Below are 21,938 nucleotides of genomic sequence, written 5' to 3'. Positions count from 1 at the left end.
GGGGTAGTGATATGGCCTCGCGAGAGGAGAGCAGAGCATTGTCGTCGGACGGCTGTCAGGCCGACCCTTCGCTGCTATCGCTGGCCCGCCAGACGCAGCAGGCACGTTTCAACTGTTCGAAACATTTTCCTAAAAATGTATTCCGGGATTCCGCATGGGACATCATGCTGGAACTGTTCGCCATCGAACAGGAAGGGCGCAAAATGTGCGTCAAGGAAACCATGGCGATTTCCGGCGAAAGCGCGACCAGCACCATCAGAAGGCTGGAGGGGCTGGAAGAAGCAGGACTGATTTTCCGTCGCTATGATCCGATGGACCATCGCCGGATGCTGGTGCACCTGACGATCAGGGGGCGGGAAGCAATGGTCGCTTTCCTGCACCACCTGTTCGAGGTCGGCGATCCGCCGGGCCATGGCGGACCGGTCCGGCCCATATCCTTCGTCCCTAGGGCCCCGCGCCGGACCGGCAACGGTCTGCGCGATTGCAACTGACGTCCAGCGTGCCGGTCGATGGCGAGCGGGACCGGCACAGCGTCTGACAGCCGGACAGCGACCGCGCTGGCGCGGTTGCTGATCTGGCTGATCGTCCTTGCGGCGCTGCCGGTCCTGACGGGATGGCGGCATGAATTGCGCATGGGACGGCAGATGCCGGCCGCGCCGCATGGCATATTGCCGTCGCCCGTCGCTCCGTCCCGGCCATCATCTGCTCCGCCTGTGGTCGAACCGCCGCGGCTTTACGCCATTGACGCCGACCGGGCGCGTGCGGTCAATGCCGCCGTGCCCTTTGCCGACCGATCCAATCCGGCGGCGCTGCCCTTTCGCTTTACCGGCGGGGCAGGGGATCTGAACCGCGCCATCGATTGTCTGGCCGCTGCCCAATATTATGAAGCGGGCGACGATGCAGTAGGCGAACGTGCCGTTGCGCAGGTGGTGCTGAACCGGGTCCGGCATCCCGCTTTCCCCAATACGATCTGCGGCGTGATATTTCAGGGGCAGGAACGGCGGACCGGATGCCAGTTCACTTTCAGCTGCGACGGCGCGCTTGCGCGGACGCCGTCGTCGGCCGCATGGACGCGCGCGCGGACCATCGCCAGCGCCGCCATCGGTGGTGCGGTGTTCCGTCCGGTCGGCCTGGCCACCCATTATCATACCGACTGGGTGGTGCCCTATTGGAGCCAAAGCCTCGACAAGACCACCAAGGTGGGCACGCATCTCTTTTTCCGCTGGTCAGGATGGTGGGGTACGCCCGCTGCCTTTGTCCGTGGCGTCAGCGGGGTTGAACCGACCGTTTTGCGCATTGCGCGCCTGTCTCCAGCCCATCGGGATGAAACAGCGCTGGCGACCGCGATGTTGTCTGCTGAAAAAGTGCGCGACCCGATAAGCGAGGTCGACACCGCCGTTCCGCCTTCTCCGGCCAAAAGCTGGAACCCGGCGCCCACCATGCCCCTGCCGGTTGCCATCCGGCACGGTTCGCCGGTGGAAAGCGTGCAGAATGACGCGCAACCGGCCCCAACGCTGATCGCGCTCGGCCCACGGACCGGCAGGGATGCCCCGGATTCGCATTGACGCCCTGCGCCTTTCCTGAAAGCAGGAATGAACGATGCGGCAATCGTTCGAGGCAATGGAACAGTGAATCATCCCGGCACCCCGACCTTCGACCAGCTCCGTATATTTCTGACCATCGTGGATACCGGCAGCTTTGCCGCTGCGGGGCGGAAGCTCGGCCGGGCGGTGTCGGTCATCAGCTATGGCATCGCCAATCTGGAAGCGCAGCTGGGCGTCACGCTGTTCGACCGGGAAGGAACGCGCAAGCCGCAATTGACGGTGGCAGGGCGTGCTTTGCTGGGCGAGGTGCGGACCATATCGGATGGCATCGACGGGCTGCGGGCAAAGGTGAAGGGGCTGCTCGACGGGCTGGAGGCGGAGATCGACCTGGCGGTCGATGTGATGCTGCCGTCCGAACGGCTGGGCAAATTGCTGCGCGCATTTGCCACGCAATTTCCCACGGTCCAGCTGCGTCTGCATGTCGAGGCGCTGGGCGCGATCACCGCCATGGTGCTCGACCGGCGAGCGGTGATCGGCGTGTCCGGGCCGCTTTCGGCCGGGGTGGAGGGGGTTGAAGGCATGGCGGCTGGATCGGTGCTGATGGTGCCGGTCGCCGCGCCCGACCATCCGCTGGGGCGCATGACGACCATCGCGCCGGGCGCTGGGCGCGATCATATCCAGCTGGTCCTGAGCGACCGGTCGCGCTTTACCGAAGGACGCGATTTCGCCGTGACCAGTCCTAAGACATGGCGGCTGGCCGATCTGGGCGCAAAACATGCGTTGCTGCGCGAAGGGATCGGCTGGGGCAATATGCCGTTGCCGATGATCGAGGCGGATCTGGTCGCAGGGACGCTGGTCCGCCTCGCCATGCCCGACCATAGTGGTGGCACATATCGTTTTTCGGGCATCTGGCGGCGCGATACGCCACCCGGTCCGGCCGCATCCTGGCTGCTCGACCAGTTCGTTGCATTGGGCGCGCAGGATAAGGCGCAGGATGGCATGGGCGACATCTGACCCAAAAATTTCTGTCCGGTCCGTCAGCATTGCTTGTACGACGATAGTCTATAAGATCGCTAGATAAGCCGCATGATTCGGCATGGAGCGGATATGCAGGGTGAACGGGATCGGGACGGTTACGTCGCTGGCGGGCTATTCGGGCGCTGGCGGGATCGGCTGGCGCAGACGCTGCTGCGCGAACCGTCCGTGGTGCTGATCGAACGCGATGCCGACATGCTGGTTCCTCTGTCCGACCGCCGGGTTCACGCGCAACGCTGAATTGACCTGCCGCGTGTGACCGGACGATAGTCGCCGTCCTTTCCATCGCTTGATTCTTCAGGAGACCATATGGCCACCACGCCCCGCGCGACGACCCGCGCCGTCGACAGCCTGTTCCTCGACCGATGGTCGCCCCGCGCCTTCGATTCATCGGCCATATCGCAGGATGATCTGGACACTATTTTCGATGCCGCACGATGGGCGCCGTCGGCGTTCAACTATCAGCCTTGGCGGTTTCTGTACGCGCATCGCGATAGCGCCGACTGGCAGCGTTTTCTGGACATATTGCTGCCCTTCAATCAGAGCTGGGTGCAGCATGCCGGGGCGCTGATCTTCGTTCTGTCCGATACGCTGAGCGCGGCGCCGGGATCGCAGGATTTCAAGCCTTCGCACAGCCACAGTTTCGACGCGGGTGCGGCATGGGCGCTGTTGGCGTTGCAGGCGACGCGGCTTGGTTATCACACCCATGGCATGACCGGCGTCGATTTCGACAAGGCGCGGGTCGAACTGGCCGTGCCGGACCGGTTCCGCATCGAAGCCGCCGTCGCGATCGGGCGTCAGGGTGACAAGTCGATCCTGCCCGAAGCCCTGCAATCGCGCGAATTTCCCAGCGATCGCAAGGACATTGCGGAATTCGCCCATCCGGGTAATTTCGCGGCCTGACGCAGTTAATGGTCCCCTGCCTTGCGGCGGGGGGGCAATTTGGGCACGATGGGGACAGGCCGTCATGTCTGGCGGCATTGCCCCGCCACCATGAGTGCCCATCCTTCATGTCCTTGCCCGAAATGATTGCCGAAAGCGCCGTCGCGGCGGTGGTTACCAATCCCCGGCTGCCCGACAATCCCATCGTTGCGTGCAACGATGCCTTCATGGCGCTGACCGGCTATGGCGAGGCCGAAATCGTGGGCCGCAACTGCCGGTTCCTGTCCGGTGAGGGCACGGAAAATAGCGGCATCGCCGCGATCCGCACCGCCATTTTCGACCGGCGGCCGATACTGGTCGAACTGCTCAATTATCGCAAGGACGGGTCGGCGTTTCGCAATGCGGTGATGATCGCGCCGATCTTTGGTCCCGACGGCAGCCTGCACTGGTTTCTGGGGTCGCAGATGGCGGTGGGCGAAGTGGACGTCGATCGCCGCGTGGATGCCGCCTCATTGATAGAGGCGCTGACCGATCGCCAGCGTGCCGTGCTGTCGGGTATGGCCGCGGGACAGCTCAACAAGCAGATCGCCTATGATCTGGGCCTGACCGAACGCACGGTGAAGATGCACCGGGCGGCGATGTTCCGGGGCCTCGGCGTGCGCAGCGCGGCTGAAGCGATCCGCATCGCGATAGAGGCGGGCTTCTGACATGGCTGGCAGGCGCGGGGGCGGGCGCGACTGATGGTGTTGCTGGGCATCGCGATCATCGTGGCGGGGTTTCTGCTGCGTTTTCATCCGCTGCTGGTCATTCTGGTGTCGGCGGCCGTGACCGGGCTGGCGGCGGGGCTTGATCCGCTGGCGATCCTTGCCGCCTTTGGCAAGGCTTTCAACGATGCGCGTTATGTCAGCATCATCTGGATCGTGCTGCCGGTCGTCGGCCTGCTGGAGGCGAACGGACTGCAGGAACGGGCGCGCGGCCTGATCGCCAAGATGCGCGGCGCGACGGTGGGCCGGTTCCTGACATTCTACTTCATATTGCGGCAGATGCTGGCCGCTGTCGGGCTGACATCGGTCGCCGGCCACCCCCAGACCGTCCGGCCGCTGGTCGCGCCGATCGCCGAGGCGGCGGCGGAAACGCAGGCTGGCACGCTGTCCGACAAGGACCGTGAAGAGGTGAGGGCATGGGCGGCCGCCACCGACAATATCGGCCTGTTCTTTGGCGAAGACATCTTTCTCGCCATCGGGTCGATCCTGCTGATCAAGGGACTGCTGGAACAATATGGCATTGTGCTGGAACCGCTTCAGCTGTCGGTGTGGGCCATTCCCAGCGCGGTCGCCGCGCTGTTGATCCACGGCTTTCGTCTTTGGCGCCTCGACCGTCGCCTTCACGCGCAGCGCACACGTGATGACGCGGGCGTGAAATGATGGTCACGCTGCACTGGGTTTATGGTGTGACCGGGGTGATCTTCGCCGCCTTTGCGCTGCTGGGCATGCGCGACCGGGGCAATCCCCGCCGCTGGACGACGGCCGCTTTCTGGGCATTGCTGGCGGTGTCGATGTGGGCGGGCGACAGGCTGGGCGACATCGGCAATGGCGTGCTGGTGCTCGGCCTCGTGGCGCTGGGCGCGTTGGGGCTGGGCCGGGGCGATGGTGCCGTGCCGGTCGCCGTGCGGCAGGCGCGCAGCGATCAGTTCGGCAACCGCCTTTTCGCTATCGCGCTCATCATTCCGGTGACCGCCCTTGTCGGTACTTTCCTGTTCAAGGCCGCGCCGGACTGGTTCGATCCCAAACAGGCGACGCTGATCGCGCTGGCGCTGGGCGTGCTGATCGCCATGACGGTGGGATGCCTGTGGCTGCGCACCGGGGCGCAGGTGCCCTTGCAACAGGGCAGGCGGCTGATGGACTGTGTCGGCTGGGCGGCGATCCTGCCGCAGATGCTGGCCAGCCTGGGCGCGGTCTTTGCACTGGCGGGGGTGGGTGATGTCGTGGGCGGCATCGTGCAGCAGGCGATCCCGCAGGGCAGCCTGATCGGTGCGGTCGTCGCCTATGGCGTGGGCATGGCGTTGTTCACCATGATCATGGGCAATGCCTTCGCCGCATTCCCCGTGATAACCGCAGCGATCGGCGTGCCGCTGCTCATCAGAACCTATCATGGCGATCCGGCGGTCATCTGCGCCATCGGCATGCTGGCGGGTTTCTGCGGCACGTTGATGACGCCGATGGCCGCGAACTTCAACCTCGTCCCCGCCGCGCTGCTCGAACTCAGGGACAAGCATGGTGTGATCAAGCGGCAGATCGGCACGGCGTTGCCGCTGCTGATCGTCAACATCCTCCTCATTTACTGGCTGGCTTTTCGATGACTCTTCTGACCCCCGACATCGCGGATCGTTTCGCGGCGTTGACCCTGTCGCATCTGGGGCGGGAATATCCCTACAAGATGGATCTGGTGATGGCCGGGCCGCACGATGCCCGTCCGCCGCGCAACCATCATCCGATCTTCCATGGCAGTTTCGACTGGCATAGCTGCGTCCATGGATGGTGGCAGGTGATGCGGTTGAAGCGTCTGTTTCCCGCCATGGCGCAGGCGGATGCGATCCGCGCCCGCGCCGACGCCATGCTGGTGCCGGACAAGGTCGCGGGCGAGTTGGCCTATCTGGACCGGTCGCTCAGCAGCGGGTTCGAACGGCCCTATGGCTGGGGCTGGGCGATGGCGCTGCATGCCGAACTGGCGCGGCATGACGGGCCGTGGGCCGACGCTCTGGCGCCGCTGGCGCAGACCTTTGCCGCGCGTTTCCACGTGTTCCTGCCCAAACTCACTTACCCTTTGCGCGTCGGCACCCATTTCAACATAGCCTTCGCGCTGATCCTGACGCTGGAATGGGCGCGGGATCGCGATCCTGCGCTGGCCGCCCTGATCGGGGAAAAGGCGCTGGGCTGGTTCGGACAGGATCGCGCCTGTCAGGCGTGGGAGCCGGGGGGCGACGAATTCCTGTCGCCCGCACTGTGCGAGGCATTTTTGATGAGCCGCCTGCTGGAACCGGCCGATTTTGCCGACTGGTTCCACGCATTTCTGCCCGATGCGGCGCGGGGGGAACCGCCAACGCTGTTCACGCCAGCCACCGTATCGGACCGCAGCGACGGCAAGATCGCGCATCTCGATGGCCTGAACCTCAGCCGGGCATGGTGCTGGCGCGGGATCGCGGCGGCGCTGGGGCCGGGCGCGGTGGCCGACCGGGCGCAACGGGCCGCCCATGTTCATATCGACGCCAGCCTGCCGCATGTCGCGGGCGATTATATGGGCGAACACTGGCTCGCCACCTTTGCGCTGCTGGCGCTGGAATGACGGGTCAGTGCGTCACGGCGTGCACGAACATATAGCCTTCGTTGCGGATGGTGCGGATGACGGGGCCTTTAAGGCCACCGACGCTGAGTTTCCGCCGCAGCCGGCATAGCTGCACGTCGATCGACCGGTCGAAATGTTCGCTGCTCGCGCCATAGACCCGGTCGAGCAGGCGCGCGCGATCCAGCACCTGCCGGGGATGTTCGATGAAGACGCGCAGAAGCTGGAATTCGCCATCGGACAGGGCGACGGGCGCGCCGACCGGGCTGAGCAGCTGGCCAGTGGTCATGTCCATGCGCCAGCCGTCGAAGGATGCGAAGCTGCCCGTCGCCTTGCGATCCATGACCGGCCTGCCGCACCCGCGCAGCGCGCACCCGCGCCAGCAATTCGCGCGGATTGGCGGGTTTGTGCAGGCAATCTTCCGCCCCCATTTCCAGCGCGGCAATACGCCCGGCTTCATCGCAGGCGGCGCTGTGCACGATCACGGGCAAGCGGCGGCCGATCGCCAGTTCGGTGATGAGCGTAGCGCCCTGATCTGGCGCGACGCCGGTATCCAGCACCACCAGCGCATAATCTTCGAGCGCCAGCCGTTCGCGCATCTGCGCAGCGCAAGGAACGTCGGTCGCGTCCAGCCCGTAACGGGCGAACAGGGCGATCAGTTCGTTGCGCAGGCGCGCGTCGCCATCGACGATGAGCAGGCGGGCGGGGCTGTGGCGATCGGGCGGAACCATCATATGCCCCAAGGACGCTGCCGTTGCGGCAAAGCCGTCCCCGCCCCGGTGGAGGCAAAAGGATCGTTGGGGCCACGCCATGGCACAGCCCCCAACGTCATGGCGCGATCAGTCGCGCAGCAGTTCGTTGATGCCGGTTTTCGACCGGGTCTGCGCGTCCACGCGCTTCACGATCACGGCGCAATAGAGGCTGGGGCCGGGCGTGCCGTCGGGCAACGGCTTGCCGGGCAGCGAACCGGGGACGACGACCGAATAGGGTGGGACTTCGCCCATGAAGATTTCGCCGGTGGTGCGATCGATGATCTTGGTCGACTGGCCGATGAACACGCCCATCGACAGCACCGAACCCTTGCCGATGCGCACGCCTTCGACGACTTCGGACCGCGCGCCGATGAAGCAGTCATCCTCGATGATCACCGGGTCCGCCTGAAGCGGTTCCAGCACGCCGCCGATGCCGACGCCGCCCGACAGGTGGACATTCTTGCCGATCTGCGCGCAGCTGCCCACCGTCACCCAGGTGTCGACCATCGCGCCTTCATCGACGAAAGCGCCGATATTGACGAAGCTGGGCATCAGGATGACGTTCTTGGCGATATGCGCGCCCGCGCGGGCGAAGCTGCCCGGCACGGCGCGGAAACCGGCGGCGCGGAACGCCGCTTCGTCCCAGCCCGCGAATTTGCTGGGCACCTTGTCCCACCAGTGGCCAGCGCCCGGACCATTGTCGATCATGACATTGTCATTGAGGCGGAAGGACAGCAGCACGGCCTTCTTCGCCCACTGGTTGACCTGCCAGCCTTCCGCGGTCGGCTCTGCGACGCGCAGTTCGCCCTTGTCGAGCATGGCCAGCGCCTTGTCGACCGCCTGACGGACATCGCCCTGCGTCTGAAGGCTGACATTGGCGCGATCTTCCCACGCGGCGTCGATGGTGGCGATAAGGTCTTGGCTCATGCTGCTTCCCCAGTGATTTTGGCCAGAAATGGCGTCAGATGATCGGTTTCATAATCGATGAAATCGGGATGATGATCGTGGTTGCCGCTTTCCGAACCGTTATTGACCCAGATGGTCGCCATGCCGATCGCCTTGGCGGGTTTCAGGTTGCGGGCCATATCCTCGAAAAAGGCGGCGCGGGCCGGATCGACGCCATGCACCCGGCACAGCTGCGCATAGCCCGACGGATCGGGCTTTGGGATATATCGGCAGGCATGGATGTCGTGGATCAGTTCGAACGCGTCGGTAAGGCCCAGCCTGTCCAGCACGCGGCCCGCATAGGCGGCATCGCCATTAGTGAAGATTAGGCGGCGTCCGGGCAGGGCGGCGATATGGGCGTTGAGCGTCGGGTCGACCACCAGCCGGTCCATCGAAATATCATGGACATAATCGAGGAAAGCGCGCGGTTCGATGCCATGATGGTGCATCAGGCCCGACAGGGTGGTGCCATGTTCGATGAAATAGCGTTTCTGCGTCTGCCGTGCGACGACGGGATCGCAGCCCAGCAGGCCCTGAATGAACTCGCCCATCTTGACGTCGATCAGCGCGAACAGGTCCGCCTTCGCCGGATAGAGCGTGTTGTCCAGATCGAAGATCCAGGTATCGACATGGGACAGGTCGACTGGGGAAGGGACGCCGGGCATGGCCGCGCCCTAATGTCGGAACCGGTCAAGGGCAAGCATGGATAGGGCGGTTCAGCCCTGACAGTCGCTCAGTCGTCGATATTCATGCTGCCACACCGATGCGGGCGCGCCGCCTGGCGCGCCGGGCATGATGATCGACACGGTCCAATGATCTTCGCCGCGCGTCCGTTCGATCCGGCCGGGCAGGTCCGCGCCCGGCGCCTTGATCCCCAGTTGCGGGATGGTGATGGGCGGGCAATGGAGCGTGAAGCGCGCAGCGGATGGCGTGTTCATGTCAATCGACACCGGGCGATATTGATCGCTTCCGGGGCCTCTGATCAGCTCACGCTGCATCTCGCCCAGCTGGGCCACCGATACGCAGCCCCATTCCTGTCGAGAAGGCACGGCGGGATTTTTCGGCACGGTTGTGAAACTGTAGGTCCACAGGACGGTTTCAGGTCGCTCCACATGACAAGCTGCTAAGTTTGGTGGAACCGGGGGTCGCGGAGATCAACGCGACGGCCAGCTCCGCCAATGCACACCGACTGCCCCCGCTTTATGCCGCCTCCCGATGATCGTGCTTTGCATCAGCAATGGCATAGGCGGATGACGCCGCCAAGGCAGCGGTGCGCCATCCGTCTTCCTTTTGCGTTCGCTGCTCCGATCAGCAGGCGGGTGCTTCGCTATCCTCATAAAAGGCCTGCACCGCATCCCACGCGTCCTGCGCGCTTTCGACCCATGTCAGCAGGTTGAGGTCGCTGTGCGAAATCACCCCTTCGTCGGCCAGCGCCTCGAAATCCACCACGCGGGTCCAGAAATCCTTGCCGAACAGCAGGATGGGAATGGGCTTCATCTTGCCCGTCTGGATAAGGGTCAGCAGTTCGAACATTTCGTCGAACGTGCCGAACCCGCCGGGGAACACCGCCAGCGCGCGGGCGCGCAGCAGGAAGTGCATCTTGCGCAGGGCGAAATAATGGAACTGGAAACTGAGTTCCGGGGTGACATAGGGATTGGGCGCCTGTTCATGCGGCAGGACGATGTTCATGCCGATGGTCGTCTGGCCCACGTCCTGCGCGCCGCGATTGGCGGCTTCCATGATCGAGGGGCCACCGCCCGAACAGACCACGAAATGACGGCATCCCGCCGCGTTTACCGGATATTGCGCCGCGATCCGCGCGAGTTTGCGGGCTTCTTCATAATAGCGGGCCTTGGCGCCCAGACTTTGCGCGATGCGTTTCTGTTCCGGGGTGGTCGCCGCGTCGATGCGCATCTGCACCTGATCGGGTTCGGGGATGCGGGCGGAGCCGTAAAAGACGAATGTCGATTCGATCTTCGCTTCGTCCATCAGCAACTGGGGCTTCAGCAGTTCCAGCTGGAACCGGACGGGGCGCAGGTCTTCGCGCAGCAGGAAGTCGGTATCCTGAAAGGCGAGCTTGTAGGCGGCGCTCTGCGTCTGGGGGGTGCCAAGCTGCTTTTTGGCGTCATGGGCCTCTTCGCGGGCCGGGCGGAATTTACGTTCTTCGATTTCTTTTTTCGTCATTTGCGTCAACTTAGTGCGCCGCGGTGACAAAACCAAGTCCGGTTCGACAGCCTGAGCGCAGTCGCTTAGATCATGACCCGACTGGATTGAATCGGATCATGCTCTGCATGTCTTTGTTTACCGCATTGTGCGAGCCGTCGTCTGTTTCAGATGACTTCGAAATTCTCTAACTTCGCACATTTCCCGCTTATTTGGACATTTTGTTGCTGGAGGCTGATCCTATCGAAAAGTCGAAGTCATGCGGGGGCCTCATGCCCCGATTATCGCAAATCGGGGGGCTGTAGGACAGGTGATGGGCGGCGCGATCGGCCGACCCTTTTCCCATCCCGGTTCCTGCCCGCATGCCAAACCATATCGGCATGCGGGCAGGGATGGCGGGTCAGCGCCGGACGCGACCGGCCAGCCGGATCAATGGGCGGCGCCCCAGCTTGGCCCCGTTCCGATTTCCACGCCCAGCGGAACACTGAGCTTCACGATCGGCTCGGCAGCGCTTTCCATGACCTGACGGATGATGGCGCTGGCTGCGTCCACATCGCCTTCCGGCAGTTCGAACACCAGTTCGTCATGCACCTGTAGCAGCATCTGGACGTCGCCCAGCCCCGCCGCTTCCAGCGCCGGTCCCATGCGGACCATGGCGCGTTTGATGATGTCGGCGCTGGTCCCCTGAATGGGGGCGTTGATCGCGGCGCGTTCGGCACCCTGCCGTTCATGCTGGACCGACGCCTTGATGCGCGGGAACCATGTCTTCCGCCCGAACAGCGTTTCGGTATAGCCGCGTTCCCGCGCCTTTTCGATTGTTTCGTTGATATAGATGCTGATGCCGGGGAAGCGTTCATAATAGCGGCTGATCATGTCCTGCGCCTCGTCCGCGCTGATTTCCAAACGGCCAGCGAGGCCCCAGCGCGAAATGCCGTAGAGGATGGCGAAATTGATCGTCTTGGCCCGGCCGCGCGTGTCGCGGTTGACCTCCCCGAACAATTGCTGCGCGGTGGCGGCGTGAATATCTTCCCCATTGGCGAAGGCGTCGCGCAGCGCGGGAACGTCCGCCATATGGGCGGCCAGCCGCAGTTCGATCTGGCTATAGTCCGCCGCCAGGATGACATTGCCCGGTTCCGCGACGAAGGCGTGGCGGATCTGGCGACCGAATTCGGTGCGGATCGGGATGTTCTGAAGGTTCGGGTCGGTCGATGACAGGCGGCCGGTCTGTGCGCCGGTCAGCGAATAGCTGGTATGGACGCGGCCCGTATCCTGGTTGATCTGCGCCTGAAGCGCGTCGGTATAGGTGGATTTGAGTTTCGAGAGCTGCCGCCATTCCAGCACCTTGGCCGCGATCGGCGCGCCCTGCGCCTTCAACTGCTCAAGGATGGTGACGTCGGTCGAATAGGCGCCCGACTTGCCCTTTTTCCCGCCCTTATAGCCCAGCTTGTCGAACAGGATCGCGCCCAGTTGCTGGGTAGAGCCGATGGCGAAGGCCTGTCCGGCGATGTCGTGGATTTCCGTTTCCAGCGCGGCGATCCCGGCGGTAAATTCGGCGGACAGGCGCGACAGGGCTTCGCGATCGACCTTGATCCCGCGATGTTCCATCGCCGCGATCACGCCGACCAGCGGCCGGTCGACCAGTTCGTAGACACGATTGGCGCCTTCGTTCGCGATGCGGGGCTTGAACCGTTTCCACAGGCGCAGCGTGACGTCGGCATCCTCCGCCGCATATTCGGTGGCGCGGGGCAGCGGGACTTCGGCGAAGCTGATCTGGCTCTTGCCGGTGCCCACGACCTCCTTGAAGCTGATGCATTCATGGTTGAGGTGGGTGCGGGCGGCTTCATCCATGCCATGTCCGGCCAGCGACTGTCCGGCGTCGAGGTCGAAGCTCATGACGATGGTGTCGTCATAAGGGGCGATTTCTATCCCATGGCGGCGCAGGACGGTCATGTCATATTTGAGATTCTGGCCGATTTTCAGGACGGCGTCATCCTCCAGCAGGGGTTTCAGTTTCGAGAGGACCAGTGCCTTGTCAAGCTGCTGCGGGCGCTCTGCGAACATGTCCGTGCCGCCATGGCCGACGGGGATGTAGCAGGCCGCGTTCGGGCCGGTGGCAAGGCTGATGCCCACCAGCTGGCACGACACGGCGTCCAGCATGTCGGTTTCGGTATCCACCGCGACCAGCCCTTCGGCACGGGCGGCGGCGATCCAGCGATCGAGCGCGTCTTCGCTTACGACCGTTTCGTAGAGGCTGCGATCGATGGCGGGCTCTTCGACCGGGGCGGGTGCGGCAGGCGCGGTGCTTTGGGGCGTGGCGGCGGTGGCGGCCATCGCGACAGCGGCGGCGGCTGCGGGCGCGCCAAGGCGGTTCAGCAGCGTCTTGAAACCATGATGCGACAGGAATGCCTGCAACGGTTCGGGCGGAATACCCTTGAGCGTCAGATCGTCCAGCGGTTCGGGCAGGTCCATCGCGTCGTGCAGCGCCACCAGCCTGCGCGACAGGCGGGCCATGTCGGCATGGGCGATGAGGTTTTCCTGCATCTTCGATTTCTTCATCGAAGGGGCTGCTTCGAGCGCGGCTTCCAGACCGCCATATTCGGTGATCAGCTTCGCCGCCGTCTTGGGACCGATGCCGGGGACGCCGGGGACATTATCCACGCTGTCGCCCATCAGCGCCAGCACGTCTCCCAGTTGTTCAGGCTGCACGCCGAACTTGCCGACGACATAGTCCGCGCCGCGCCGTTCGTTCTTCATCGTGTCGTACATGTCGACGCCGGGCTGGATCAGCTGCATCAGATCCTTGTCGGAACTGACGATGGTGACATGCCAGCCCGCCGCGACCGCCGCCTTGGTATAGCTGGCGATGATGTCGTCCGCCTCGAATCCGGCTTCCTCGATGCAGGGAAGGGAGAAGGCGCGGGTCGCGTCGCGGATCATGGGGAATTGCGGGACCAGATCTTCGGGCGCGGGCGGGCGGTTCGCCTTATACTGATCATACATGTCGTTGCGGAAGGTGTGCGACCCCTTGTCCAGCACGACGGCCAGATGCGTCGGTCCTTCGGCCTTGCCCAGTTCCTCCGCCAGTTTCCACAACATCGTCGTATAGCCATAGACAGCGCCCACCGGCTGGCCATGCTGGTTGGTGAGCGGGGGAAGCTGATGATAGGCGCGGAAGATATAGCCGCTGCCGTCGACGAGGTAGAGATGATTCTGGGTCATGGGCCAGAGCGATAAAGCATCGCGCAGAAAAGTGGGAACCGGTTTTCTGCTCTAGCGATGCGACAAAAAAGTCCCTTAACGTCTACCCCCTCCAGCCTTCAGGACCAGTTGCGCGTCAAAGCTTCCGCCGTGGCGTCGATCAGGCCGGGTTCGGTCGCGCCGGTCAGCGCATAGGACATGTCGCCGCGCCGCCAGTAGGCGACCGATTCGGTGCCTTCCTGCACTGCGTCGGGCCGTTCGGGCGCGCGGCTGCGATCGCGCAGGGCGAAGAGGGAAAAGTCCTGCCCGTCCTGCGTCTTGACCGCGATCACCAGCGCCGGGCCGCGTTCGGTGGGGAACAGCTGAACGTCGGTCACGCGCCAGTCGGTGGGGAGTTGCGGCATGGCGATGCGGGTGTTGGTCGCGATTTCCTGCGCGTTATAATGGGGCGTTTCGACCTGCGACACCATGGCGGCGCGCATCATCGCGATGCGATGGGAATTGACGGCATAATCGACATAATCGGGCGGACCGTCGGGACGCAGGAAGAAGATGGCAAGGCCCGCCGCCGCCGCCAGCGGGGCGATCAGCGGCATGGCGCGGCGCCAGCGGGGACGGGCGGGAACCCCGCTGATGCGGGCGGCCGCATCCGCCATCGCCTGTGGCGGCGCATCGGGTTGCGGGGCCATCAGGCGCAGGGCGCTGCGGCTGGACAGGTCCGCCATGACCCGCGCCGCCTGATCAGGATGGCGCGACAAATGGGTTTCCACCACGAACCGGCGGGACAGGTCGAGCTGATCATCGACATAGGCGTCGATTTCCAGCGCGTTCACATCATTGGTCATCTTGTCCTCCCACCAGCCGCAGATGCGGCCGGGATGTTCCCTTTTCCCCTTCGCGCAGAGCCGCGCGCGCCCGCGACAGGCGCGACATCACCGTGCCGATCGGGATGTGCAGCAGATCCGCCGTGGCCTGATAGCTCATGCCCTCTATCGCTGTCAGGTGCAGCACGGCGCGCTGATTGTCCGGCAGCGCGGCAAAACTGCGCGCGATTTCGGTCAGCCGCACCTGTTCTTCCTGCTGCGGGTCGATGCTGGACAACAGGGTTTGCGCGAAATGTTCGTCGCGGCGGATTTCGGCCGCCTGCCTACGCTTGCCCGAAATGAAGACATTATGGACGATCGCCAGCAGCCATCGGGTGCGGCTGCGATGGGGCTGATAGGTTTCCTGCCGTTCGATGGCGCGCAGCAGCGCGTCCTGCACCACATCGTCGGCGTCGCTGTCGTCGCGGGCGAGCGCACGGGCATAACGGCGCATCGCCAGCAGATCGGCCTCCATGTTGCGCGGATCGTCCATCATCGGCGCTTATCCCGTGCCGGTGCGGGTGGGGCAAGCGGGGATCGCCAGCGGGACCGGGCGACCCAGCAGCCGGTGATAGGCATCGGCCACCGATTGCAGCACATCGTCCCAGCGATGGCGGCTGGCGGCGGTCGCCGCATTCTGGCGCATCGCGGCCATGCGGGCGGGCGCGGCCATCAGGCCGACGGCGGCGCCGGCATAGGCCGCCGCATCGGCGGGCGGCAGGAGCAGGCCGGTGCGCCCCGCGTCGATCAGGCTGCTGGCGCTGGAAACGTCGGCGGACAGGACGGCAAGGCCCGACGCCATCGCCTCCAGATTGACGTTGCCGAACGCTTCGGTGACGCTGGGGTTGATGAGCATGTCGGCGCTGGCGACGGCGCGGCCAAGGTCGGTGCCGCTCAGATGCCCCATGAAACTGGCATTAGGCAGGCGCTGCGCCAGCCATGACCGGGCGGGGCCTTCGCCCACGATCATCGGGCGGACGCTGGCGCCGCGCGCGCGCATGGCGGCGATGGTGTCGGCAAAGACGCCCAGCCCCTTTTCCAGCACGAGGCGACCGAAGAAGAGGGGGACGATGTCGCCATCTTCATAGCCGAGCGCCGTGCGCAGCGCAGGGTCGCGCAGCGCCGGGTTGAATTGATGCGGGTCGATGCCGCGCCCCCAGATGGCGACGCTGCTTGCGCCATGGCGCGCCGCCATGTCGTCGCGGATCGGCGGCGTGGGGGCGAGGATGCAGTCGGCATCGCCATAGAAACGGTCGAGATAGCGTTCCATCACGCCGCGCAGGAAGCCGAGCCGATAATAATCGAGATAGGTTTCGAAGCGCGTGTGCAGGCTGGCGACGACCGGAATGCCGTGCGTGCGGGCGAATGTCTGCGCCTGCCGGCCCAGAATGTCGGGTGCGGACAGATGCACGATGTCGGGCGCGAATGCCGCCAGATCGCGCTTCACGCCGCGCGTCAGACCGATGGCGAGCCGATATTCGGGGCGACCGGGCAGGCTGAGCGATGGCACGGAATGAACATCGCCGATGGAGGCGAAGGCGGGTCTGGGCGCGGTGGGCGAATAGATGCGCACCTGTGCGCCGACCCGGTGCAGCAGATGGCCGACAAGGCGGTTGAGCGCACGGTTCGCGCCGTCGCGGACGCAGTCGTAATTGCCCGAAAACAGGGCGATGCGGATCGGCGCATGACCGCGCGCGACCGGGCGGATGGGGATGATGCGGGAATGGTCAGGCTGGGCAAAGGGGGCATTCATTCCCCCTATACGCCTGTCGCCCGGCGCTTATTCCCGCGTGCTTTATTCCGATGCGGGGGCGATCAGTGTTTTTCGTGGTTGGCCGCGACGGCCTTTGCCAGACCCTGCATCAGCGCCCAGCGTTCCGGAATGGACACGGTGGTCGATCCGATCATCACCGCCACGGCATAGCTGGTGCCGTCGGGCGCGGTCATGATGCCGATGTCGTTATAGCCGGTGGAGCGCGGCGGCAGATCCTGCCCCGTGCCGGTCTTGTGCAGGTACGACCAGCCCGGCGGCACCCCACCCTTGATCCGTTGCGGACCGGTCTTGGCTTCCGACATGACCGACAGCAGCAGGCGGGACGATGCGGGCGACAGCATCTGTCCTTCCTTTAGCTTCGCCAGCGCGGCGACGATGGAGGAGGGGGCGGCGCCATCGGGCGGGCTGGCCAGATAATTGTCCAGCGCCTTCACCCGCACCGACATGGGCAGGCGCGACCGGGCCGCGTAGAAATTGCGGCCGACCGAATAATCCTGTCGCCAGTCGAGGCCCGCCGTCGCCGATTGCAGCAGCCGTTCGCCCGGACCAAAGCGGATGTCCTTGATCATCCGCCTGGCCAGGAAACCGCGCACCGCATCCGGCCCGCCGACCGCGCGCAGCAGCGTGTCGTTGGCGGTATTGTCGCTTTGCGTCATCGCCCGGCGCATCAGGTCGGAATAGCTGGTGGTCCAGCCGCCATCCTTTGCCACCAGCGCCGCGCTCGGCTGATGAAACAGGGTCAGGTCGTTGCGGGTGATGGTGGTGGTGTCGGTGATGCGCAGCTTACCGCGATCCACCGCGTCGAGAAAGGTCATCGATACCCAGAGTTTCGACACGCTCTGTTGCGGGAACAGCGATGTGCCATTCCATGCCACGGTCCAGTCCGCGCCGATGCGGCGGACGGCGATGCCGACCTTTCCATTGAAGCTCTGCCCCAGATTGCGCACGACGCTGACCAGCGCGGGGGGCGGTGCTTCATTCTGGTCGACGTCGCGATAGGGCAGCGGCGGATTGGCGACCGGGCGGATCGGCCAGCTGTTTGTGGTAGGTTGGGGGCGCCCTGCCTGCGCCTGAGGGGGCTGGGGCTTTTGCGGAAACGGGGCTGCGGCCTGCGCCCGGCGCGGTTCGGGTGCGCTTACACAGGCGGACAATGCCGCCATCAACAGGACCAGACGCGCAGAAGCGCCCCGGCGTTTATTCGATGTCATCTGCGTCCCCGACACTCTCTTGCCGACCATAGGGGCGGACCATGGCCGATCCGGCAATGCCCGTGCGACGAATGATTCTACAAATGCGATGTAAGGAGGCTGAACGACCCAACCGCCCGATGGCGCGTCCCATCGCTCAGTTGCGGTTCAGGGCGAAATGGGCAGAAGGGACGCCATGACCGACGGGATGATGGACAGGCGCGCGCTGATGACGGGCGCATTGGCGGCAGGTGGCATGATGTGGAGCGGGACGGCGCAGGCCGCGCCCTACACGTCGCGCCGCATTGCGATGACGGTACGGGGTACGGGGCAGGGCGCCGGACGCGACGTCATCCTGATCCCCGGTCTGGCCAGTGGTCCGGGCATCTGGAACGGGGTGCTGGGCGGGGTGGCGGGCTATCGCTATCATCTGGTCCATGTGCGCGGCTTTGCCGGGCTGGCGCCCGACGCGAATGCCAGCGGCGCGCTGCTCCAGCCGATCGCCGACGAAATTGCGCGCTATGCCGGGGCGGCGGGGTTGAAGCGGCCCGCGATCGTCGGGCACAGCATGGGCGGCACGCTGGCGATGCTGCTGGGCCTGAAAAATATCGCGGGCCGGGTGATGGTGGTCGACATGCTGCCCGCAGGGGCGGCGATGGTCGGCGGAACGGCCAGCGGCATGGGTTATCTGGCGGATCAGCTGAGCGGATATTTTACGGGGACGCAGGCCGGGCGGCGATACCTGGCGCAGATCGTCGCGCAGGCGCCCGGCGCGAAGGGCAGCGACCCCGACGTCATCGCCAATGCGCTGCGCGACCTGGCCAATGTCGATCTGGGGCCGCAACTGGGGCGGATCGCCGTGCCGCTGGAGGTGGTCTATGCCGTGGGCAGCGACCCGCAGCAGGCGGCGGGCATCACCCGCAGTTTCCAGAGCGCCTATGCCGCAAGGAAGGGCGCGATCCTCAAACCGCTGGGGCCAAGCGGCCATATGGTGATGGCGGACCAGCCCACGCGGTTCAACGCGGTGCTGAAGGATTTTCTGGGCGGGGGCGGCTAGAGCATTTTCGCAGCAGATGGCGTCATCTGCTGGCTCTGAAAATGCGGAAAACAGAAGGCTTTAAGGCGCCAGCACCGTGTCGACCGCGTCGGCCAGCGTTTCGGGATAGTCGAGCGTGTAATGGAGGCCCCGGCTTTCCTTGCGATGCAGCGCCGATCGCACCACCAGCCGCGCGACTTCCAGCAGGTTGCGCAGTTCGATGAGGTCGGGCGTCACGCGGAAATTGCCGTAATAATCGTCCACTTCCTTCGACAGCAGGTCGATGCGATGCTGGGCGCGTTCCAGCCGCTTCGTGGTGCGGACGATGCCGACATAGTCCCACATGAAGCGGCGGATTTCCTTCCAGTTATGCTGGACGATGACTTCTTCGTCGCTGTTGGTGACGCGGCTTTCATCCCATGGCCGGATCGGCGGCGGAGGCGGCAGGCTGTCCCAATGGGCGCGGATATGCTTGGCCGCCGCTTCGCCGAAGACGAAACATTCGAGCAGGGAATTGGACGCCAGACGGTTTGCGCCATGCAGCCCGCTTTCGCTGACTTCGCCCGCGGCATAGAGGCCGGGCAGGTCGGTGCGACCGTCAAGGTCGATCACCACGCCGCCGCAGGTATAATGCTGCGCCGGGACCACGGGGATCGGTTCCTTGGTAATGTCGATGTCGAGGTCCAGCAGCCGCGCATAGATGGTCGGGAAGTGATGCTTCACGAATTCCGGGTCTTTGTGGCTGATGTCGAGATGGACATAGTCGAGGCCGAGCCGCTTGATTTCATGGTCGATGGCGCGGGCCACGACATCGCGCGGGGCGAGTTCGGCGCGCGAATCGAAACGGGGCATGAAGCGCTCGCCGCCGCCCGGCACGCCGGGCGGGAGCTTCAGATGCCCGCCTTCGCCGCGCACCGCTTCGGTAATCAGGAAATTCTTGACCTCCAGATTAGAGAGGCAGGTCGGGTGGAACTGGTTCATTTCCATGTTCGACACGCGGCACCCCGCACGCCAGGCCATGGCGATGCCGTCGCCGGTCGCGCCGCGCGGCGCGGTGGAGAAAAGATAGGTGCGGCCCGCGCCGCCGGTGCACAGGATGGTCGCCCGGCCGAGCAGCGCGTCGACATGATCGGTGCGACGGTTGAAGGCATAGACGCCCCAGACATGGCCGTCGCCCGAATAGCGTTCCCCATGGCGGGAGGTGATGAGGTCGATGGCGACCATATCCTCCATCAGGGTGATGTTGGGATTGGCGCGCGCGGCCTTGAGCAGCGCGACCTGCACCGCATGGCCGGTGGCATCGTCGACATGGACGATGCGGCGGTGGCTGTGGCCGCCCTCGCGGGTCAGATCCCAGCGCTTGCCGAACGCTTCGCCGCCATTGAAGGGGACGCCGAGGTCGGCCAGCCGCTCGATCGCTGCGGGGGCTTCGGACACCACGAACTGGACCGTTTCCAGAGTGTTGAGGCCCGCGCCCGCGACCATCGTGTCATGGACATGCGCTTCGAAACTGTCGCCCGCGTCCAGCACGGCGGCGATGCCGCCCTGCGCCCAGTTGGTGGACCCGCCATCCAGCGCGCCCTTCGCCACCACCAGCACCTTGCGATCCTGCGCCAGGTTGATCGCGGCCGTCAGGCCCGCTGCGCCGGAACCGATGATGATGACGTCATGGGTGATGGTGGGCATTATTCTTCTCGATTGTTCGGTGCCTTTCCCTATCCCGTTCGATTAGAGCCTGTCGAGAACCACCGCGCGATGGTTCTCGACAGGCTCTAATCGAACGGTGGGGCTAGGCCGCCGTCGTGAGGTTGAGGAAGACATCCTCCAGATCGGGGTCGCGGGTAACGACGTCGACGATGGCAAGGCCGCTCGCCTGCACGGCGCTCAACACCTGCCCCGCATTGGCGTGGTCCTTCATGTAGGTGATGGTGAGCGTGCGGTCGCCCGACAGTTCGACCTTTTCGAAACAGGGGGCGTCAGGGGCGATCGTGACATCGCGGTCGACGGTCACCTGCACCACCTTTTCCTGCGCCATGGCGATCAGTTCGCGGGTCGGCTTGTCGGTGATGACCTGCCCGTTGTTGATGATGCCGATGCGATCGCACAGTTCTTCCGCCTCCTCCAGATAATGCGTGGTGAGGACGATGGTGACGCCCATGGCGTTCAGTTCGCGGACATAGGCCCATAGCTGCTGGCGCAGCTGCACGTCGACGCCCGCGGTCGGTTCGTCGAGGACGAGGATCGGCGGCGAATGGACCATCGCCTTGGCCACCAGCAGGCGGCGCTTCATCCCGCCCGACAGCGTGCGGGCATAGGCGTTCGCCTTGTCATCCAGATGGACGGCGCGCAGCAATTCCATCGAACGACGGCGATCCTTCGGCACGCCATAGAAGCCTGCCTGATTTTCCAGCGTTTCGAACGGCGTGAAGAAGGGGTCGAAGACGATTTCCTGCGGCACGATGCCGATCGAATTCTTCGCATTGCGGGGGTGCGCGTCGATGTCGAAGCCCCAGATGCTGACATCGCCCGCCGTCTTGTTCACCATGCCCGCCAGAATGTTGATCGTGGTGGACTTGCCCGCGCCGTTTGGCCCCAGCAGGCCGTAGATCTGGCCGCGCGGGATGGTGAGGTCGATCCCCTGAAGCGCGCGTTTGCCGCCCTTATAGACCTTGGTCAGGTTGCGGATCTCGATAGCGGGCGTGGCGGTGTCGGTCATGCTTGCTCTATGGGGATCGCGGCGCGCGAAAGGAAGAGGGGAGAGGGCTGGCTTGGGCGCAAACTCTTCAGAACTGATCGGCGACGTCCATCAGGCCCAGCAGCTTTTTCGGTGCGACCTGACGCCAGCTGGCGCGCAGCCGTCCCGCGATATGGTCCCAGTCGGTATCGCCAAGGTCGAGGCGGATGCCGACCCAGTCATTGCCGAAATAGGCGGGGCGATAATAGCGGGCCGGATCGGCCTCCATCAGCGTCGCCTGTTCCTCCGGCGCGCTGGTCTTGACGAGGATGGCGATGATGCCGTCGCCATGATGGTCGCGGGTGAAATAGGCGAATTTCCTGCCCTTTTCGATGCCGAAGCAGGGCATGCCGTGGGACACGACCTCATCCGCCTGCGGCAGGGCGAGCGCGGCTTCGCGCACCTTGTTCAGCAGCCAGTCGGGCTGGCGATCGCGGGTGACGAAATCGGCGAGCGTGCGGGAATAGAGCTGATGCTCCGCGATCA

22 protein-coding genes and 2 pseudogenes are annotated in these 21,938 nt (G+C 64.7%); 10 read left to right on the top strand and 14 right to left on the bottom strand.

Translation table 11 applies throughout. From position 1 onward, the window contains the following. Positions 1-11: 11 nt before the first annotated feature. From ACOJSJ_RS08595 to ACOJSJ_RS08555, 9 genes and pseudogenes are all read left to right on the top strand, one after another. On the top strand, positions 12-491 hold the full coding sequence (locus ACOJSJ_RS08595; protein WP_420144565.1) for a winged helix DNA-binding protein: 480 nt from the start codon (positions 12-14) through the stop codon (positions 489-491). A gap of 18 nt (positions 492-509) precedes the next feature. Further along, positions 510-1,337: pseudogene (locus tag ACOJSJ_RS08590) on the top strand (cell wall hydrolase); the annotation flags it as partial. Between the two features lie 291 nt (positions 1,338-1,628). Then, on the top strand, positions 1,629-2,558 hold the full coding sequence (locus ACOJSJ_RS08585; protein WP_420144564.1) for a LysR family transcriptional regulator: 930 nt from the start codon (positions 1,629-1,631) through the stop codon (positions 2,556-2,558). Between the two features lie 93 nt (positions 2,559-2,651). After that, positions 2,652-2,819 carry a hypothetical protein gene (locus tag ACOJSJ_RS08580; RefSeq protein WP_420144563.1) on the top strand — a complete coding sequence of 56 codons (168 nt, stop codon included), beginning with the start codon at positions 2,652-2,654 and terminating at the stop codon, positions 2,817-2,819. Between the two features lie 69 nt (positions 2,820-2,888). Further along, on the top strand, positions 2,889-3,482 hold the full coding sequence (locus ACOJSJ_RS08575) for a nitroreductase family protein (protein ID WP_420144562.1): 594 nt from the start codon (positions 2,889-2,891) through the stop codon (positions 3,480-3,482). A gap of 107 nt (positions 3,483-3,589) precedes the next feature. After that, a complete protein-coding gene (locus ACOJSJ_RS08570; RefSeq protein WP_420144561.1) occupies positions 3,590-4,168 on the top strand; it encodes a LuxR C-terminal-related transcriptional regulator in 579 nt (192 codons plus the stop codon). Positions 4,169-4,198: 30 nt separating this feature from the next. Further along, on the top strand, positions 4,199-4,885 hold the full coding sequence (locus ACOJSJ_RS08565) for a DUF969 domain-containing protein (RefSeq protein WP_420144572.1): 687 nt from the start codon (positions 4,199-4,201) through the stop codon (positions 4,883-4,885). Next, on the top strand, positions 4,885-5,820 hold the full coding sequence (locus ACOJSJ_RS08560; RefSeq protein WP_420144571.1) for a DUF979 domain-containing protein: 936 nt from the start codon (positions 4,885-4,887) through the stop codon (positions 5,818-5,820). Before ACOJSJ_RS08565 ends, ACOJSJ_RS08560 begins: the two co-directional genes overlap by 1 nt. Continuing rightward, positions 5,817-6,803 (top strand): DUF2891 domain-containing protein, encoded by a 987-nt coding sequence (locus ACOJSJ_RS08555; protein WP_420144560.1) that lies wholly within the window; start codon positions 5,817-5,819, stop codon positions 6,801-6,803. Before ACOJSJ_RS08560 ends, ACOJSJ_RS08555 begins: the two co-directional genes overlap by 4 nt. 4 nt (positions 6,804-6,807) lie before the next feature. On the opposite strand, the gene ACOJSJ_RS08550 is transcribed toward ACOJSJ_RS08555, so the two are convergent. The 11 genes and pseudogenes from ACOJSJ_RS08550 to ACOJSJ_RS08500 form a co-directional block, all read right to left on the bottom strand. Continuing rightward, positions 6,808-7,143 carry a winged helix-turn-helix domain-containing protein gene (locus ACOJSJ_RS08550; protein ID WP_420144559.1) on the bottom strand — a complete coding sequence of 112 codons (336 nt, stop codon included), beginning with the start codon at positions 7,141-7,143 and terminating at the stop codon, positions 6,808-6,810. 85 nt (positions 7,144-7,228) lie between these two features. Further along, positions 7,229-7,531, bottom strand: a pseudogene (locus ACOJSJ_RS08545) (hypothetical protein); the annotation flags it as partial. A 108-nt stretch (positions 7,532-7,639) separates the two neighbouring features. Beyond that, positions 7,640-8,479 (bottom strand): 2,3,4,5-tetrahydropyridine-2,6-dicarboxylate N-succinyltransferase, encoded by an 840-nt coding sequence (gene dapD, locus ACOJSJ_RS08540; protein WP_420144558.1) that lies wholly within the window; start codon positions 8,477-8,479, stop codon positions 7,640-7,642. Next, positions 8,476-9,162, bottom strand: a complete 687-nt coding sequence (locus ACOJSJ_RS08535; RefSeq protein ID WP_420144557.1) for a pyrimidine 5'-nucleotidase — start codon at positions 9,160-9,162, stop codon at positions 8,476-8,478. Before ACOJSJ_RS08535 ends, dapD begins: the two co-directional genes overlap by 4 nt. Positions 9,163-9,213: 51 nt before the next feature. Further along, positions 9,214-9,609, bottom strand: coding sequence for a hypothetical protein (locus tag ACOJSJ_RS08530; RefSeq protein ID WP_420144556.1), 396 nt, complete (start codon positions 9,607-9,609; stop codon positions 9,214-9,216). A gap of 196 nt (positions 9,610-9,805) precedes the next feature. Next, positions 9,806-10,681, bottom strand: coding sequence for a TIGR00730 family Rossman fold protein (locus tag ACOJSJ_RS08525; protein WP_420144555.1), 876 nt, complete (start codon positions 10,679-10,681; stop codon positions 9,806-9,808). Between the two features lie 408 nt (positions 10,682-11,089). Continuing rightward, the gene (gene polA, locus ACOJSJ_RS08520) at positions 11,090-13,879 is read right to left on the bottom strand and encodes a DNA polymerase I (protein ID WP_420144554.1); all 2,790 of its coding nucleotides are present in this window, start codon (positions 13,877-13,879) and stop codon (positions 11,090-11,092) included. 98 nt (positions 13,880-13,977) lie between these two features. Beyond that, on the bottom strand, positions 13,978-14,703 hold the full coding sequence (locus ACOJSJ_RS08515; RefSeq protein ID WP_420144553.1) for an anti-sigma factor family protein: 726 nt from the start codon (positions 14,701-14,703) through the stop codon (positions 13,978-13,980). Beyond that, positions 14,693-15,217, bottom strand: a complete 525-nt coding sequence (locus ACOJSJ_RS08510; protein ID WP_420144552.1) for a sigma-70 family RNA polymerase sigma factor — start codon at positions 15,215-15,217, stop codon at positions 14,693-14,695. Before ACOJSJ_RS08510 ends, ACOJSJ_RS08515 begins: the two co-directional genes overlap by 11 nt. Positions 15,218-15,223: 6 nt before the next feature. Beyond that, positions 15,224-16,474 carry a glycosyltransferase family 4 protein gene (locus ACOJSJ_RS08505; protein WP_420144551.1) on the bottom strand — a complete coding sequence of 417 codons (1,251 nt, stop codon included), beginning with the start codon at positions 16,472-16,474 and terminating at the stop codon, positions 15,224-15,226. A gap of 62 nt (positions 16,475-16,536) precedes the next feature. Further along, complete coding sequence (locus ACOJSJ_RS08500; RefSeq protein WP_420144550.1) at positions 16,537-17,703, bottom strand: serine hydrolase; 1,167 nt, start codon at positions 17,701-17,703, stop codon at positions 16,537-16,539. Between the two features lie 175 nt (positions 17,704-17,878). On the opposite strand from ACOJSJ_RS08500, the gene ACOJSJ_RS08495 reads away from it, so the two are divergent. Then, a complete protein-coding gene (locus tag ACOJSJ_RS08495) occupies positions 17,879-18,739 on the top strand; it encodes an alpha/beta fold hydrolase (protein WP_420144549.1) in 861 nt (286 codons plus the stop codon). Between the two features lie 60 nt (positions 18,740-18,799). Here the strand turns inward: ACOJSJ_RS08495 and nadB are convergent, their stop codons facing one another. The 3 genes from nadB to ACOJSJ_RS08480 form a co-directional block, all read right to left on the bottom strand. Next, positions 18,800-20,404: an L-aspartate oxidase gene (nadB, locus tag ACOJSJ_RS08490; protein WP_420144548.1), complete on the bottom strand. Its 1,605-nt coding sequence runs from the start codon at positions 20,402-20,404 to the stop codon at positions 18,800-18,802. A 103-nt stretch (positions 20,405-20,507) separates the two neighbouring features. After that, positions 20,508-21,434 (bottom strand): ABC transporter ATP-binding protein, encoded by a 927-nt coding sequence (locus ACOJSJ_RS08485; RefSeq protein WP_420144547.1) that lies wholly within the window; start codon positions 21,432-21,434, stop codon positions 20,508-20,510. Between the two features lie 67 nt (positions 21,435-21,501). After that, a partial coding sequence (locus ACOJSJ_RS08480; RefSeq protein ID WP_420144546.1) for an MmcQ/YjbR family DNA-binding protein occupies positions 21,502-21,938 on the bottom strand: 437 nt, incomplete at its 5' end.

Source organism: Sphingobium sp., assembly GCF_048594625.1.
GTDB lineage: Bacteria > Pseudomonadota > Alphaproteobacteria > Sphingomonadales > Sphingomonadaceae > Sphingobium.
This window is presented reverse-complemented; position numbering and strand designations above follow the sequence as displayed.

Bases quoted from the DNA above. Each gene is read 5' to 3' on its own strand.
- ACOJSJ_RS08485 (WP_420144547.1), bottom strand. From the start codon at position 21,434: ATGACCGACACCGCCACGCCCGCTATCGAGATCCGCAACCTGACCAAG.
- dapD (WP_420144558.1), bottom strand. From the start codon at position 8,479: ATGAGCCAAGACCTTATCGCCACCATCGACGCCGCGTGGGAAGATCGC.
- ACOJSJ_RS08510 (WP_420144552.1), bottom strand. From the start codon at position 15,217: ATGATGGACGATCCGCGCAACATGGAGGCCGATCTGCTGGCGATGCGC.
- ACOJSJ_RS08580 (WP_420144563.1), top strand. From the start codon at position 2,652: ATGCAGGGTGAACGGGATCGGGACGGTTACGTCGCTGGCGGGCTATTC.
- ACOJSJ_RS08505 (WP_420144551.1), bottom strand. From the start codon at position 16,474: ATGAATGCCCCCTTTGCCCAGCCTGACCATTCCCGCATCATCCCCATC.
- ACOJSJ_RS08500 (WP_420144550.1), bottom strand. From the start codon at position 17,703: ATGACATCGAATAAACGCCGGGGCGCTTCTGCGCGTCTGGTCCTGTTG.
- ACOJSJ_RS08525 (WP_420144555.1), bottom strand. From the start codon at position 10,681: ATGACGAAAAAAGAAATCGAAGAACGTAAATTCCGCCCGGCCCGCGAA.
- nadB (WP_420144548.1), bottom strand. From the start codon at position 20,404: ATGCCCACCATCACCCATGACGTCATCATCATCGGTTCCGGCGCAGCG.
- ACOJSJ_RS08575 (WP_420144562.1), top strand. From the start codon at position 2,889: ATGGCCACCACGCCCCGCGCGACGACCCGCGCCGTCGACAGCCTGTTC.
- ACOJSJ_RS08560 (WP_420144571.1), top strand. From the start codon at position 4,885: ATGGTCACGCTGCACTGGGTTTATGGTGTGACCGGGGTGATCTTCGCC.
- ACOJSJ_RS08595 (WP_420144565.1), top strand. From the start codon at position 12: ATGGCCTCGCGAGAGGAGAGCAGAGCATTGTCGTCGGACGGCTGTCAG.
- ACOJSJ_RS08535 (WP_420144557.1), bottom strand. From the start codon at position 9,162: ATGCCCGGCGTCCCTTCCCCAGTCGACCTGTCCCATGTCGATACCTGG.
- polA (WP_420144554.1), bottom strand. From the start codon at position 13,879: ATGACCCAGAATCATCTCTACCTCGTCGACGGCAGCGGCTATATCTTC.
- ACOJSJ_RS08570 (WP_420144561.1), top strand. From the start codon at position 3,590: ATGTCCTTGCCCGAAATGATTGCCGAAAGCGCCGTCGCGGCGGTGGTT.
- ACOJSJ_RS08495 (WP_420144549.1), top strand. From the start codon at position 17,879: ATGACCGACGGGATGATGGACAGGCGCGCGCTGATGACGGGCGCATTG.
- ACOJSJ_RS08515 (WP_420144553.1), bottom strand. From the start codon at position 14,703: ATGACCAATGATGTGAACGCGCTGGAAATCGACGCCTATGTCGATGAT.
- ACOJSJ_RS08555 (WP_420144560.1), top strand. From the start codon at position 5,817: ATGACTCTTCTGACCCCCGACATCGCGGATCGTTTCGCGGCGTTGACC.
- ACOJSJ_RS08550 (WP_420144559.1), bottom strand. From the start codon at position 7,143: ATGGATCGCAAGGCGACGGGCAGCTTCGCATCCTTCGACGGCTGGCGC.